The 14603-nt window shown below is 73.0% G+C and carries 14 protein-coding genes; 13 read left to right on the forward strand and 1 reads right to left on the reverse strand.

What is annotated here, in order from left to right:
- Window positions 1–366 precede the first annotated feature (366 nt).
- From EDD26_RS07345 to EDD26_RS07400, 12 genes are all read left to right on the forward strand, one after another.
- A complete protein-coding gene (locus EDD26_RS07345) occupies window positions 367–1491 on the forward strand; it encodes a GuaB3 family IMP dehydrogenase-related protein (RefSeq protein ID WP_123697109.1) in 1125 nt (374 codons plus the stop codon).
- Between the two features lie 34 nt (window positions 1492–1525).
- Entirely contained in the window at window positions 1526–3310 is a 1785-nt protein-coding gene (locus EDD26_RS07350) for a glycerol-3-phosphate dehydrogenase/oxidase (protein WP_123697110.1), read from the forward strand.
- A 77-nt stretch (window positions 3311–3387) separates the two neighbouring features.
- Window positions 3388–4221, forward strand: a complete 834-nt coding sequence (locus EDD26_RS07355; protein WP_123697111.1) for an SURF1 family cytochrome oxidase biogenesis protein — start codon at window positions 3388–3390, stop codon at window positions 4219–4221.
- Between the two features lie 9 nt (window positions 4222–4230).
- Complete coding sequence (locus EDD26_RS07360; protein ID WP_245989800.1) at window positions 4231–4761, forward strand: DUF3817 domain-containing protein; 531 nt, start codon at window positions 4231–4233, stop codon at window positions 4759–4761.
- Complete coding sequence (gene guaA / locus EDD26_RS07365; protein WP_123697112.1) at window positions 4761–6332, forward strand: glutamine-hydrolyzing GMP synthase; 1572 nt, start codon at window positions 4761–4763, stop codon at window positions 6330–6332. The genes EDD26_RS07360 and guaA overlap by 1 nt, the downstream gene beginning before the upstream one ends.
- 252 nt (window positions 6333–6584) lie before the next feature.
- Window positions 6585–7289 carry a hypothetical protein gene (locus EDD26_RS07370; protein WP_123697113.1) on the forward strand — a complete coding sequence of 235 codons (705 nt, stop codon included), beginning with the start codon at window positions 6585–6587 and terminating at the stop codon, window positions 7287–7289.
- A gap of 44 nt (window positions 7290–7333) precedes the next feature.
- Window positions 7334–7783 carry a YciI family protein gene (locus tag EDD26_RS07375; RefSeq protein WP_123697114.1) on the forward strand — a complete coding sequence of 150 codons (450 nt, stop codon included), beginning with the start codon at window positions 7334–7336 and terminating at the stop codon, window positions 7781–7783.
- A gap of 4 nt (window positions 7784–7787) precedes the next feature.
- Window positions 7788–9065 (forward strand): RNA polymerase sigma factor, encoded by a 1278-nt coding sequence (locus EDD26_RS07380; RefSeq protein ID WP_123697115.1) that lies wholly within the window; start codon window positions 7788–7790, stop codon window positions 9063–9065.
- A 79-nt stretch (window positions 9066–9144) separates the two neighbouring features.
- The gene (locus EDD26_RS07385) at window positions 9145–10425 is read left to right on the forward strand and encodes a SufS family cysteine desulfurase (RefSeq protein ID WP_123698494.1); all 1281 of its coding nucleotides are present in this window, start codon (window positions 9145–9147) and stop codon (window positions 10423–10425) included.
- A complete protein-coding gene (gene sufU, locus EDD26_RS07390) occupies window positions 10422–10877 on the forward strand; it encodes a Fe-S cluster assembly sulfur transfer protein SufU (RefSeq protein ID WP_123697116.1) in 456 nt (151 codons plus the stop codon). The genes EDD26_RS07385 and sufU overlap by 4 nt, the downstream gene beginning before the upstream one ends.
- A gap of 76 nt (window positions 10878–10953) precedes the next feature.
- Window positions 10954–11943 (forward strand): bile acid:sodium symporter family protein, encoded by a 990-nt coding sequence (locus EDD26_RS07395; RefSeq protein WP_123697117.1) that lies wholly within the window; start codon window positions 10954–10956, stop codon window positions 11941–11943.
- Window positions 11944–12018: 75 nt separating this feature from the next.
- Entirely contained in the window at window positions 12019–12417 is a 399-nt protein-coding gene (locus EDD26_RS07400; protein ID WP_123697118.1) for a VOC family protein, read from the forward strand.
- A gap of 61 nt (window positions 12418–12478) precedes the next feature.
- Here the strand turns inward: EDD26_RS07400 and EDD26_RS07405 are convergent, their stop codons facing one another.
- On the reverse strand, window positions 12479–13465 hold the full coding sequence (locus tag EDD26_RS07405) for a Bax inhibitor-1/YccA family protein (RefSeq protein ID WP_123697119.1): 987 nt from the start codon (window positions 13463–13465) through the stop codon (window positions 12479–12481).
- A gap of 132 nt (window positions 13466–13597) precedes the next feature.
- On the opposite strand from EDD26_RS07405, the gene EDD26_RS07410 reads away from it, so the two are divergent.
- Window positions 13598–14569, forward strand: coding sequence for a glycerophosphodiester phosphodiesterase family protein (locus tag EDD26_RS07410; protein WP_123697120.1), 972 nt, complete (start codon window positions 13598–13600; stop codon window positions 14567–14569).
- Window positions 14570–14603: the final 34 nt, after the last annotated feature.

Raw genomic sequence — 14603 nt, forward strand, 5'->3', positions numbered from 1 at the left:
CGAGCCCCTCGAGCTCGGTGCCGAACCCGGCGTCCGCGCCGTGGCCGGAGGCCGAGCCGTCCTGGCCCGAGCACTCCTGGCCTGCGTCGTCACCGGCAGCGCCGTCGTGGACGGAGGCCGGCACCTCCGCGGATGCGGCCCACCCGGCCGAGCGCGCGGCCGCGCGCATGGCGGTCCACGACATCGACCTCGCCCTCACGGAGTTCCGCCAGCAGGTGCGCGAAGCCGCGCGCGCCGATCGTGGCGAGCGCGTGAGCACCGCGAAGGCCGCGTCCGTGCGGGTCGAGCTCGAGGCGGCGCTGCTGCGCATCAAGAGCGTGCTCGGGTCCTGAGCGTCCCTCGCTCCCTGCGGGATAGGCTGGGCGGGTGACGGAGATCGAGATCGGCCGCAGCAAGCGCGCCCGCACCGGGTACGGCTTCGACGACATCAGCATCGTGCCGTCACGGCGCACGCGCGACAGCGACCTCGTCTCGCTGCAGTGGCAGATCGACGCCTTCAAGTTCGAGATCCCGGTCATGAGCGCCCCGACCGACTCGGTCACGAGCCCGGCCACCGCGATCGCGCTCGGCAGGGCCGGCGGCGTGGGCGTGCTCAACCTCGAGGGCGTCTGGACCCGCTACGACGACCCCGAGCCGCTGCTCGCCGAGATCGCGCGCCTCCCCGCCGACCTCGCGACGAGCCGCATGCGCGAGATCTACGCCGAGCCGATCAAGCCGGAGCTCATCCGCGACCGCCTCGCGCAGATCCGCGACGCCGGCGTGCCCGTCTCTGGCAGCCTCAGCCCGCAGGCCGTGCAGCAGCACTACGAGACGGTGCTCGCGGCGGGCGTCGAGCTCATGGTCATCCGCGGCGCCACGGTGAGCGCCGAGCACGTCTCCGCCGAGCGGGGCGCGCCCCTCAACCTCAAGCAGTTCATCTACGAGCTCGACGTGCCCGTCGTCGTCGGCGGCGTCGTCACCTACACCGCCGCGCTGCACCTGATGCGCACCGGCGCAGCCGGCGTGCTCGTCGGCTTCGGCGGCGGCGCGGCCTCGACGAGCGAGAAGGTGCTCGGCGTCGCGGCCCCGATGGCGACCGCCGTGAGCGACGTCGCCGCCGCCCGGCGCGACTACCTCGACGAGTCCGGCGGCCGCTACGTGCACGTCATCGCCGACGGCTCGCTCGGCACCTCCGGGCAGGTCGTCAAGGCGCTCGCGTGCGGCGCCGACGGCGTCATGCTCGGCACCGCGCTCGCTCGTGCGACGGATGCCCCCGGCCGCGGCTGGCACTGGGGCCCGGAGGCGCACAACCAGAAGCTGCCTCGCGGCAATCGCGTGCAGGTCGACCAGGTCGGCCCGCTCGACGTCGTGCTCAACGGACCCTCACCGGTCGCGGACGGCACGGCGAACATCATGGGCGCTCTGCGCAAGGCCATGTCGACGACCGGCTACAAGGACCTCAAGGAGTTCCAGCGGATCGACGTGGTCGTGGAGAGCAGCCCGCCACGCTAGACCGCCCATCCGGGCGCGCATCCAAGGAGGATCCATGGCTGAGACCACCAACAGCGTGAGTCGGTCGAGGAAGCTCGGCCCCGAGGAGCGCGCTGCCGCGATCGCCTCGCTCCGCGAGCGCGAGGTCGATGTGCTCGTGATCGGCGGCGGCATCGTCGGCACCGGTGCGGCGCTCGACGCGGTGACGCGCGGCCTGCGCGTCGGGCTCATCGAGGGGCGCGACTTCGCCTCCGGCACGTCGAGCCGCTCGTCGAAGCTCATCCACGGCGGCATCCGCTACCTCGAGCAGGCCAACTTCGGCCTCGTGCGGGAGGCGCTCATCGAGCGCGGCCTGCTGCTGCAGCGCCTCGCGCCGCACCTCGTGAAGCCCGTCAAGTTCCTCTACCCGCTCACGACGCCGCTCATCGAGCGCGCGTACATCGGCGCGGGCATGGCGATGTACGACGCCTTCAGCTACACGGGCTTCATGAAGCCGGGGGTGCCGATGCACCGGCACCTCACCAAGAAGCAGATGCTCAAGCAGATCCCGTCGCTCGACCCGAACGCGCTCGTCGGCGGCCTCACCTACTACGACGGCCAGGTCGACGACGCCCGCTACGTCGCCGAGCTCGCGCGCACCGCGTCGTTCTACGGCGCCCACGTGGCGAGCCGCGTGCGCGCGGAGGGCTTCCTCAAGGTGGGCGAGCGGGTCGTCGGCGTGCAGGCGCACGACTACGAGACCGGTGAGCAGTTCGAGATCCGCGCGAAGCAGGTCGTGAACGCGACCGGCGTGTGGACGGGCGACACCCAGGCGATGGTCGGCGCGCGCGGCGAATTCAAGGTGCGGGCGTCGAAGGGCGTGCACCTCGTGGTGCCGCGCGACCGCTTCCACTCGTCGATGGGCCTGCTGCTGCGCACCGAGAAGAGCGTGCTCTTCGTCATCCCGTGGGGCCGGCACTGGATCATCGGCACGACCGACACCGACTGGGAGCTCGACAAGGCGCACCCGGCGGCGACGGCGGCCGACATCGACTACATCCTCGACCACGTGAACTCGGTGCTCGCGACGAAGCTGACCCGCAGCGACGTCGAGGGCGTCTACGCGGGGCTGCGGCCGCTGCTCGCGGCGAGCGACGGCTCGTCGACCGCGAACCTCTCGCGCGAGCACTACGTCTCGCACACCGTGCCGGGGCTCGTGCTCATCGCCGGCGGCAAGTGGACCACCTACCGCGTGATGGCGAAGGACGCGATCGACGAGGCGGCGAGCGCGATGGACGGCAAGGTGCCCGACTCGTGCACCGAGCAGATCCCGCTGCTCGGCGCCGTCGGCTACCGCGCGGCGTGGAACAAGCGCGCCAGGATCGCGCGGGCGTTCGGGGTGCACAAGCACCGCATCGAGCACCTGCTCAACCGCTACGGCACGCTCACGGACGAGGTGCTCGACATCATCCGGCAGCAGCCGGAGCTCGCCGAGCCGCTGCCGGGCGCCGACGACTACATCGGCGCGGAGGTGCGCTACGCCTGCACGCACGAGGGTGCTCTGCACCTCGACGACGTGCTCGCCCGCCGCACCCGCATCTCGATCGAGTCGTGGGACCGCGGCGTCGCGGCCGCCCCCGTCGCCGCCCGGATCATGGCGGATGCGCTCGGCTGGGACGAGGCGCGCATCGAGAAGGAGATCAACACCTACAACAAGCGCGTCGCCGCCGAGCTCGCGAGCCAGGAGCTGCCCGACGACGAGTCGGCTGACCGGGCACGCCTCGAGGCGCCGGAGATCGTGCCGCTCGGCGCGCTCCCGACCGCGAGTGCTGTCGGCACCAGGCAGGAGCCGGTGGCCTGAGCGCCTCGGCTGCCCGCTCGTCGAGCGGGCAGCCGGGTCGCCGCCGCGCCGGTCGACGCCGGTAGACTCGGGGGTGCATGAGCACCCCCTTCCCCACCTTCCGGCAGGTCGCGACGCGGCCCCGCTGGATCGGCGTGCTCGTCGCGTGCCTCGCGGTCGCCGCCGTCTTCGCGCTGCTCGGCCAGTGGCAGATCGCCCGCGCGGTCGAGCAGGGCCAGGCGGATGAGCGCGACACCGAGACCGCCGTGCCGCTCAAGAGCGTGGCCGTGCCCGGCTCGACGCTCACGAGCGAGGCCGGCGGCCGCATGGTCTCGTTCACGGGGGAGTGGGTGCCGGAGGACTTCGACACGCTCGCCGGCCGCTCGCAGGACGGCCGGATCGGCACCTGGGCGGTCGGGCGCATCCTCGTGCCGCAGGACGGCGCCGACCCCGTCTCGCTGCCCGTCGCGCTCGCGTGGTTCGCGGATCCTGCCGCGGCGCAGGCGCTCGTCGAGCAGCGCGGCGCCGCCGACGCGGGCGAGCTCGTCGGCAGGCTCATGCCGTCCGAGGCGCCGACGCAGGGCGACATCCAGACCGACGAGGTCGAGGCGATGAGCGTCGCCGCGCTCATCAACGAGTGGGAGGCGTACGACGGCCGCGTCTACGGGTCGTACGCGATCCTCGACGCCGCCTCGGCCGACGCATCCGGCGCGCTCGCCGATGGCGGCGAGCCGATCGTGTCGGTCCGCCCCGTCACCGACACGCAGCTCAACGCCCTCAACATCTTCTACGCGATCGAGTGGGTCGCGTTCATGCTCTTCGCCTTCTACCTCTGGTACCGACTCGTGAAGGACGCGCTCGAGCGCGAGGTCGAGGCCATCGAGGACGCAGCGGAGGCCGCCGCAGCGGGCGGCGACACGGCCCGCGGATAGGCTGGAGACGTGCCGAGACCGATCGAACAGCTGCCCCAGATCCGCACGGCGATCACGTTCTACCGCGTGATGTCGTGGGTGACGGGCATCTTCCTGCTGCTGCTCGTGGCGGAGATGGTGCTGAAGTACTCGCCGACGCACGTCGAGGTCTTCGCCTTCGGGGCGAGCGGCCCGCTCGCCCTCGAGGCGGTCGCGCCGGGTGCCGGATGCCAGTGGTACTCGCTGTTCGTGCCCGGCGGCATGGGCTGCGAGATCACCTCGCTCGGCGAGGGCGTCAACATCTCGCTCGGCATCCTGATCGTGCACGGCTGGATCTACGTCATCTACCTCTTCGCGTCGTTCCGGCTCTGGAGCCTGCTCCGCTGGCCCTTCAAGCGCCTGTTCGCCATGGCGCTCGGCGGCGTCGTGCCGTTCCTCTCCTTCTTCGTCGAGCGTCCGATGCACCGCATCGCGCTCGCCGACCTCGCCCGCCTGGAGGCCGAGAGGGCCGCCAGGTCGGCGGCCGCCCCCGCTCCCGCATCCACCGCCCCGGAGGCATGATGTCCGACACCGCCCAGCGCCCCGTCCTCGTCGTCGACTTCGGCGCGCAGTACGCGCAGCTCATCGCGCGCCGCGTGCGCGAGGCCGACGTCTACAGCGAGATCGTGCCGTCGACGATCACCGCCGACGAGATCCGCGCGAAGGATCCCGCCGCGATCGTGCTCTCCGGCGGACCCTCGAGCGTCTACGCCGAGGGCGCGCCGCGGCTCGACGAGGGCATCCTCGAGCTCGGGGTGCCGACGTTCGGCATCTGCTACGGCTTCCAGGTGATGGCTGCGCAGCTCGGCGGCACCGTCGCGAAGACCGGCAACCGCGAGTACGGCTCGACCGCGATGCAGGTCGACGGCGGCGGCGCGCTGCTCAACGGGCAGCCCGACGCGCAGACGGTGTGGATGAGCCACGGCGACGCGGTCGCGGAGGCGCCGGCGGGCTTCACGGTGCTGGCGTCGACCGCCGACACCCCGGTCGCCGCGTTCGAGGACCGCGAGCGCAGGCTCGCCGGCGTGCAGTGGCACCCGGAGGTGCGGCACTCGGAGCACGGCCAGCGCGTGCTCGAGTCGTTCCTGCACGACATCGCCGGGCTCCCGGGCGACTGGCGCACCGGCAACGTGATCGAGGAGCAGGTCGCGCGCATCCGCGAGCAGGTCGGCACCGACCGAGCGATCTGCGGCCTGTCCGGCGGCGTCGACTCCGCCGTCGCCGCCGCGCTCGTGCACGAGGCGATCGGCGACCAGCTCATCTGCGTCTTCGTCGACCACGGCCTGCTGCGCCAGGACGAGCGGCGGCAGGTCGAGGAGGACTACGTCGCCTCCACCGGCGTGCGGCTCGTGACCGTCGACGCGCGCGAGCGGTTCATGCAGGCGCTCGCCGGCGTGACCGACCCGGAGGAGAAGCGCAAGATCATCGGCCGCGAGTTCATCCGCGCGTTCGAGCAGGCGGAGCGCGACCTCGCCGCCGAGGCGGCCGCCGACGGCGAGCCCATCCGCTGGCTCGTGCAGGGCACGCTCTACCCCGACGTCGTCGAGTCGGGCGGCGGCTCGGGGACGGCGAACATCAAGAGCCACCACAACGTCGGCGGGCTGCCCGACGACCTGCAGTTCAAGCTCGTCGAGCCGCTGCGGGCGCTCTTCAAGGACGAGGTGCGCGCCATCGGCCGCGAGCTCGGCCTGCCGGAGGTCATCGTCTCGCGCCAGCCGTTCCCCGGACCGGGACTCGGCATCCGCATCATCGGCGAGGTCACCGAGGAGCGGCTCGACACCCTGCGCCGCGCGGATGCGATCGCGCGCGCCGAGCTGACGGCCGCCGGCCTCGACGGCGAGATCTGGCAGTGCCCGGTCGTGCTCCTCGCCGACGTGCGCTCGGTCGGCGTCCAGGGCGACGGCCGCACCTACGGCCACCCGATCGTGCTGCGCCCCGTGTCGAGCGAGGACGCCATGACCGCCGACTGGACGCGCCTGCCGTACGACGTGCTCGCACGCATCTCGAACCGCATCACGAACGAGGTGCCGGAGGTCAACCGCGTCGTGCTCGACGTGACGTCGAAGCCGCCGGGGACGATCGAGTGGGAGTAGGGGTTCGTGGGGTCGCGCGTCGCGCGTGCGTCGCTCCTCAGCTCAGACAATGACGAAGGCCGGATGCCCCACGAGGCGTCCGGCCTTCTTCAGGTGCCGGTGCAGGGGCATCCGGCCTTCGTCATAACTCGACACCCCGCGACGCACGCGCGCCGCGCTCCGCGGGGGCGGGAGGGCAGGCCGGTGCGGGTCCTGCTGGAACCGAGGGCTCGGCCGGGGGCGGGGCGGGGCGCGGGGGAGTAGCGTCGCGGTATGGGTCCTGGCCAGTCGCGCGAGCGCTCCGCCCGCGCGGCGGCGCTCTGGCTGCTCGTCATCGGGTTCGTCGCGAGCGCACTGGTGAGCCTCGCCCCGGCGAGCTTCCTGCAGGCGCGGCTGCGCTTCGGCTGCCGGCTCTCGGGCGTCGACTGGATCTGCGACGACCAGGCCGCGCTGCTGTGGCCGGCGATCGGCGGCACCCTGCTCGGCGCGCTCGCGCTCGGCGCCGTCGCGCTGCTGATCCGCGCCACCTGGGATCGCGCACGGCTGCGCGCAGAGTGGCTCGGCTCCATCGCGCTCATCGGCGTGCTGCCGACCGTGGTGCTGAGCCTGCTGCTGCTCGGCGACGCGATCGCGCACGACGCATCCGGCGTCGCCCTCGACGCGAGCCGCGTCGCGATGTGGGCGGAGCGGGCGATGCTCTCGGCGCTCGCGAGCCTCGTCGCCGGGCTGCTGGCCGCGAGCGGCCTGCGGATGCGCGCGCGCGGCAGGCCACGCCGCGTCGCCTTCGTGGCGCTCATCACCGCGCTCCTGCTGCTGCTGCTCTCGGCGGCGATGTCGTCGCTCGGCACGCTGCCCTCGGGCATCGTCGCAGCGAGCGCGATCGGCGCAGGCTGGTACATCGCCGCGGGCGCCTGGCCGGCGAGCCCGAAGCGATCTGCGGCAGATGTCGATCCAGACCGTTCCCGTTCGACGCCTTGAGTGAGAGGGTCGATCGACGACCCACACACGCAAGGAGTCACACCGTGCAGTACATGCTGATCATGCGCTCGAACGACGAGGCCGTCGAGGCGTACAAGGAGATGCCCTTCGAGCAGGTCATCGAGGCGATGGGGAAGTACAACGAGTCGATGGTCGAGGCCGGCGTGCTGCTCGCCGGCGAGGGCCTGTCCGACGCGTCGGAGGGCTTCGTCGTCGACTTCTCGGCCGACCCGCCGCTCGTCACCGACGGCCCCTACGGCGAGACGAGGGAGCTCTTCAACGGCTTCTGGATCCTCGACGTCGCCTCCAAGGAGGAGGCCGCGGAGTGGGCGCAGCGCTGCCCGCTCGGCCCCGGCTCGAAGCTCGAGGTGCGCCGCGTGCAGGGCGCCGACGACTTCCCCGCCGACAACGAGTGGATCCAGAAGGAGGAGGGCTGGCGCGAGCAGGAGGCCGCGAAGCGCGCCGCGACCGCTCCCGGCGGCGCCGCCGGCTGACCCCGTGGTGGCGGACGAGGCGGCTCGCCGGGCGGAGGACTCCGCCCGGCGAGCCGTCGTCGCCGTGTGGCGCATCGAGTCGGCCCGCATCGTCGCGACCCTCACGCGCCACACCGGCGACTTCGCGCTCGCCGAGGACCTCGCGCAGGAGGCGCTCGCCGACGCGCTCGCGCAGTGGCCGGAGCGCGGCGTGCCCCGCAACGGCGCGGCCTGGCTCACGGCGGTCGCGAAGCGCAAGGCGATCGACCACTGGCGTCGCCGGGAGCGGCTCGACGACCGGGTGGCCGCGATCGCCCACGACCTCGAGCGCGAGCAGGACGAGGCAGCGGATGCGCTGCCGTGGGACCCGGACGAGATCGACGACGACGTGCTGCGGCTCGTCTTCATCGCGTGCCATCCGCTGCTCGCGCCGCAAGCCCGCGTCGCGCTCACGCTCCGCGTGGTCGCGGGCCTCGAGACCGCCGAGATCGCGCGCGCGTTCCTCGTGCCCGTCGCGACGGTGCAGCAGCGCATCGTGCGCGCGAAGCAGGCGCTCGCCGACGCGCACGTGCCCTTCGAGGCGCCGCCGCGCGGCGAGCGGGCGCAGCGCCTCGCCGCGGTGCTCGGCGTGCTCTACGTCATCTTCACCGAGGGGCACGCGGCGACGGCGGGCGACGACTGGATGCGTCCCGACCTCGCGCGCGAGGCCATCCGGCTCGTCCGCACGCTCGCCGCCCTGCAGCCTGACGAGCCCGAGGTGCACGGCCTCCTCGCGCTGCTCGAGCTCACCGCCGCCCGCTTCCCGGCGCGCGTCGACGCACAGGGTGAGCCGGTGCTGCTCGCCGACCAGGACCGCCGGCGCTGGGACCGCGGCGCGATCCGGCGCGGCCGCGCGGCGCTCGCCCGCGCGGAGGGCTTCGGCCGCGGCCTCGGCCCCTACGCGCTGCAGGCCGCCATCGCCGAGTGCCACGCGGTCGCCGCCGACGTCGCCTCGACCGACTGGGCGCGGATCGTCGCGCTCTACGGCGGGCTCGAGCAGGTCGCGCCGTCGCCCGTCGTCACGCTCAACAAGGCGGTCGCCGTCTCGATGGCCGGCGGCCCCGGAGCGGCGCTCGCGATCGTCGACCGGCTCGCGGGGGAGAAGGCGCTCGCGATCGGCCACCTGCTGCCGTCGGTGCGCGGGGAGCTGCTCTCGCGGCTCGGCCGCGACGACGAGGCGCGCGCCGCCTTCGCCCAGGCAGCGGAGCGCACGCAGAACGAGCGCGAGCGCGCCATCCTCCTCGCCCGGGCCGCGACGCGCTGACCGCGCGGCTCCGTGACCACCCGTTGCGGCCAGGAGGCAGCGGTGGGGCGGGGGCGACTACCGTGGAAGGGTGACGAGCATCGCGACGACAGGGCTGACCGACGACCGCGTGCTGGCGCTGCGCGCCGACTTCCCGATCCTCGCAGAGCAGCCGGCGGGCGTGCCGCTCGTCTACCTCGACTCCGGCGCCACGAGCCAGCAGCCGCGCCAGGTGCTCGACGCCGAGTGGGCGTTCCGCACGCAGCGCAACGCCGCCGTGCACCGCGGCGCGCACACGCTCGCCGCGCTCGCGACCGACGACTACGAGGTCGCCCGCGATCGCATCGCGCGCTTCGTCGGCGCCCGGCCCACCGAGATCTCCTGGGCGATGAACGCGACGGATGCGCTCAACACCGTCGCGCTGTCGCTCGCCGAGGCCAACCGAGCGGGTGCGGTCGACCCCGCCCTCCGCATCCGGGAGGGCGACGAGATCCTCGTCACCGAGGCGGAGCACCACGCCAACCTGCTGCCGTGGCAGCGCCTCGCCGACGAGACCGGCGCGACGCTGCGCTGGATCGAGGTCGACGACGACGGCGTCTGGACGGCGGCGTCGGCGCTCGCGGCGATCACCGAGCGCACGCGCGTCGTCGCGGTCGCCCACGTCTCGAACGTCACCGGGCTCATCGCGCCGGTCGACGAGATCGTGGCCGCGGCGCACGCGGTCGGCGCCCTCGTCGTGCTCGACGCCTGCCAGTCGGTGCCTCACCGGCCGGTCGACCTGCACGCGCTCGGCGTCGACGCGGCCGCGTTCAGCGCCCACAAGATGCTCGGCCCCGGCGGCATCGGCGTGCTGTACCTCGCCGAGGCGCTCGGTGCCGCGCTGCCGCCCGCGCGCCTGGGCGGCTCGATGATCACGACCGTCACGATGACCGAGCGCGAGTTCCTGCCCGCGCCGCAGCGCTTCGAGGCCGGCACGCAGCCGGTGTCGGCGATCGTCGGCCTCGCCGCAGCGGTCGACTACCTCGAGGGCGTCGGCATGGCGGCGATCGAGGCGCACGAGCTCGCGCTCGGCGAGCGGCTCGCATCGGGCGCCGCCTCGATCGAGGGCGTGCGGCTCGTGGGTCCGCAACCCGGCGCCGAGCGCGCGGGGCTCGCGAGCGTCATCGTCGACGGCGTGCACGCGCACGACGTCGGCCAGGTGCTCGACGCCCAGGGGATCGCGGCGCGCGTGGGCCACCACTGCGCGCAGCCGCTGCACCGGCGCCTCGGCGTCGCCGCCACGACCCGCGCGTCCGCCTACCTCTACACGACCGAGGCGGAGGTCGACCTCTTCCTCGACGCGCTCTCGGGCGTACGTGCCTACTTCGGGGCCGGGCGATGACGGGCGAGGCGCCGCGCGACCCGCTCGCCGGCCTCTACCAGGAGCTCATCCTCGAGCACGCGAAGCGGCGCGAGGGGGAGGGCTCGATCGAGCCGTTCGACGCCGAGCGCTTCCTGCGCAACCCCACGTGCGGCGACGAGATCCGGCTGCGCGTGCGGCTCGACGGCGACGCGGTCGACGCGCTCGGCTGGGAGGGCCAGGGCTGCTCGATCTCGCAGGCATCGGCCTCGGTGCTCGCCGAGCAGGCACCCGGTCTGACCGTGGCCGAGGCGCACGAGCGGATCGAGGCGATGCGCGAGCTGCTGCGCTCGCGCGGCGGCGTCGAGCCCGACGAGGCGCTGCTCGGCGACGCGGTGGCGTTCGCGGGCGTCGCGAGGTTCCCGATGCGCGTGAAGTGCGCGATGCTCGCGTGGGTCGCGCTCGAGGAGGCGCTCGACCAGGCCGCGCGCTGAGCCGCGGCGCGCATGTCCGAGGCGTCGGCGGCATGCCTCGTGTGATGGGATGAGAGGTCCCCACAGGAGGTCTGATATGTCCAGCAGCACATCCGTCGGCGAGCGCATCGGCCGCGTCGCCGGCACCTGGTTCCCGCTCGTCGTCCTCGCGGCGGCCGCGATCGCCATCGTGGTCCCGCAGGCGTTCCTGCCGATCGGGCCGTGGATCAGCACGCTGCTCGGCGTCATCATGCTCGGCATGGGCCTGACCCTGCAGCCGGTCGACTTCGCCGTCATCGCCAAGAAGCCGAAGGCGTTCGCGGTCGGCGTCGTGGCGCAGTACGTCATCATGCCGCTCGCGGCCATCGGCCTCGCGCTCGCGTTCCAGCTGCCGCCCGAGCTGCTCGTCGGCGTCGTGCTGGTCGGCTCCGCGCCGGGCGGCACCGCGTCGAACGTCATGGTCTACCTCGCGAAGGGCGACACGGCGCTCTCGGTCGCGATGACCACCGCGTCGACGCTCATCGCGCCGGTGCTCACGCCGCTGCTCGTGCTGTGGCTCGCCGGCTCCTACCTGCCGGTCGACGCCTGGGCCCTGTTCCAGTCGATCATCTTCATCGTGCTGATCCCCGTGGTCGTCGGCGTCCTCCTGCGGATGCTGCTGCCGAAGGTCGTGCGGGCGATCCTGCCGTGGCTGCCGCTCGTCTCGGTGCTCGGCATCACGCTCGTGGTGCTCGCGGTCGTCGCCGGCTCCGCGTCGACGATCCTCTCGGTCGGCCTGCTCGTCGCGCTGGTCGTCATCCTGCACAACGGCGTCGGCTACGCGCTCGGCTTCCTGGCGGCGAAGGCGGTCGGGCTCGACGAGAGCGCCCGCCGCGCGGTCGCGATCGAGGTGGGCATGCAGAACTCCGGCCTCGCGGCAGGCCTCGCGCGCACCCACTTCACGCCCGAGTCGGCGCTGCCCGCGGCGATCTTCTCCGTCTGGCACAACGTGTCGGGCTCGCTGCTCGCCTCCTACTGGTCGCGCCGCCCGCCGAAGGCCGTCGGCACCGCCAAGCCCGCGCTCGACGACCAGCCCGTCGCCAGCTGACGAGGGTCGAGCGCCCCGTCGCCCCAGCGGGGCGGCGGGGCGTACCCTTGCGCGCAACCGACAGGAGGAGCCGCGATGGCGCTGCGCTGGTATTCGAACGTGATCGAGTCGACCGACCCCGGGCGGCTCGCCCGCTGGTGGGGCGACGCGCTCGACTGGCAGATCATCTACGAGGCCGACGACGAGGTCGTCCTCATCCCGAAGTGGGCGCAGGAGCTGGCGCCGAAGCTCTCGTTCGAGCAGGTGCCGCCCGGGCTCACGTTCGTGCTCGTCGACCACGAGAAGGCGACGAAGAACCGCATCCACATGGACCTCGCGCCGCACACGGGCGACGACCGCGACGCCGAGATCGCGCGGCTCGAGGCGCTCGGCGCCAGGCGCATCGACGTCGGGCAGGGGCCGGACGTCTCGTGGACCGTGCTCGCCGACATCGACGGCAACGAGTTCTGCGTGCTGTCGAGCCGCGACCAGTAGGTCGGGGACGACGAAGGCCCCGGCGTCTGCCGGGGCCTTCGTCGTGCGTCAGCGGGGTGCGCTAATTGTTGCCCCGCAGGATCGCGATGATGCGCAGGATCTCGACGTAGAGCCAGATGATCGTCATCGTGAGGCCGAAGGCGGCCGACCAGCCGTACTTCTTGTGCACGCCGCGCTTGACGCCCATCTCGATGCCCTCGAAGTCCATGACGAGGGAGTAGGCGCCGAGCAGCACGGCGAGGCCGCCGAGCAGCACGCCGAGCGGGATGCCGAAGATCTCCATCGAGCGCATGCCCCACGGGTCCTGGTTCACGCCGGTGAGCATGAGCACGAAGTTGATCAGCGAGAAGGCGCCGTAGCCGATGATCGCGATGAAGAAGATCTTGTTCATGCGCGGCGACGTGCGGACGATCCGGAACGCGTAGAGGGCGAGCGTCGCGCCGATCACGCACGCGGTGGCGAGCAGCGCCTGGAAGATGATGCCGTCGAGGCCCATCGGGCCGAACTCGAGGATGCCCGAGAAGCCACCGAGGAAGAGGCCCTGCGCTGCCGCGTAGGCGAGCACGAGCGCCGGGCTCGGCTCCTTCTTGAAGATGTTGACGAGCGCGAGCACGAAGCCGACGAGCGCACCGCCGTAGGTGAGCACGAAGAAGGCCGGCGAGGTGCCGGACACGAACAGCATGCCGAGCGTGACGATGAAGCCGAGCGCGGTCACGCCGAGCGTGACGGCCGTCTTCATGATCACGCCGTCGTAGGTGAGGCGCTCGGTCTCGAGCGGTCCGGCAGCGGGGCGACCGAACTGCTGGTCGAGCTGCTCCGGCGTGGGGATGGCCGGCTGGCCGTACGGCTGCTGACCGTAGGGAGCCTGGCCATACGGTGCCTGCCCGTACGGGGCCTGCCCATACTGCGGCTGGCCGAACTGCTGCGGCTGCTGACCGTACGGCTGCTGGCCGTAGGGTGCCTGCTGGCCGCCGGGGACAGCCTGCGAGGCGCGCTGCGCGTTCTCGGTGAACGCGGGCGAGTTGCGGAACGCCGGGTTGCCTGCCAAGGGATCTGCTCCTGTCGGGAAGAACGGGTGGCCGCCCCGGTGGGCGGACGCGATCAGCGTATCCGGCGACCCCCAGCATTTGCTGTGTCACGGGGACGATTCGCCCAGGGCGCATCCCACTAGATTGGCGCGGTGCCAGCCACTCGCGTCATCGGCCACCGCGGCGCCTCGGGATGGGCGCCCGAGCACACCGCGACGGCCGTGCGCCTCGCCGCCGAGCTCGGCGCCGATGCCGTCGAGCCCGACCTCGTCGCGACCCGCGACGGCGTGCTCGTGGTGCGGCACGACAACGAGCTCGGTGGGACGACGGACATCGCCGATCGGCCGGGCCTCGCCGGCCGGCGTCGCACGCAGACGATCGACGGCGTCGAGGTCGAGGGCTGGTTCGTCGAGGACCTCACCTGGGCCGAGGTGGCGACGCTCCGCGCCCGCGAGCGGCTGCCCGGGCTGCGCCCGCTCAGCGCGCGTCGCGACGGCCTGGACGGCGTCCTCCGGTTCACCGACCTCCTCGCGATCGCCGACGCGACGGGGCTCGACGTCGTCGCCGAGCTCAAGCACGCGACGCATCACGCATCGATCGGACTCCCGCTCGACGCGCTGCTGGCGGATGCGGTGGTCGGCACGCACTGGTCGTCGAGCGGGCGGCTGACGGTCGAGAGCTTCGAGGAGTCGGTGCTGCACGCGGTGCGCGAGCGCGGCGTCGAGGCTCGGATCGTCTACCTCATGGAGCAGGACGGCACGGCGGCCGACCTGGTCGGCGACGACCGGGCGCCGTCCTACGCGCAGCAGCGCACCGGCGCCGGGCTCACCGCGCTCGGCCGTCGCGTCGACGCGATCAGCGTCGACAAGGCGTCGCTGTTCGACCGCAGCACCGGGCAGCTCGCACCGAGCGACCTGGTGGAGCGCGCCAGGGCAGCAGGGCTCGGCACGCTCGCCTGGACCCTGCGGCCCGAGAACCGCTTCCTCGAGCCGGAGCACCGGCTCGGCACGCACGACGCGGCGTGGGGCGACTGGACGACCGAGTGGGCGACGGTGGCGGCGCTCGGGCTCGAGGCGGTGTTCGTCGACCACCCCGACCTCTGGCGGCGGCTCCCGACCGGGTGACGGCCGCGGCCGAGTCGCCATCGATCGTTCACCT

This window comes from Agrococcus jenensis (assembly GCF_003752465.1).
Lineage (GTDB): Bacteria > Actinomycetota > Actinomycetes > Actinomycetales > Microbacteriaceae > Agrococcus > Agrococcus jenensis.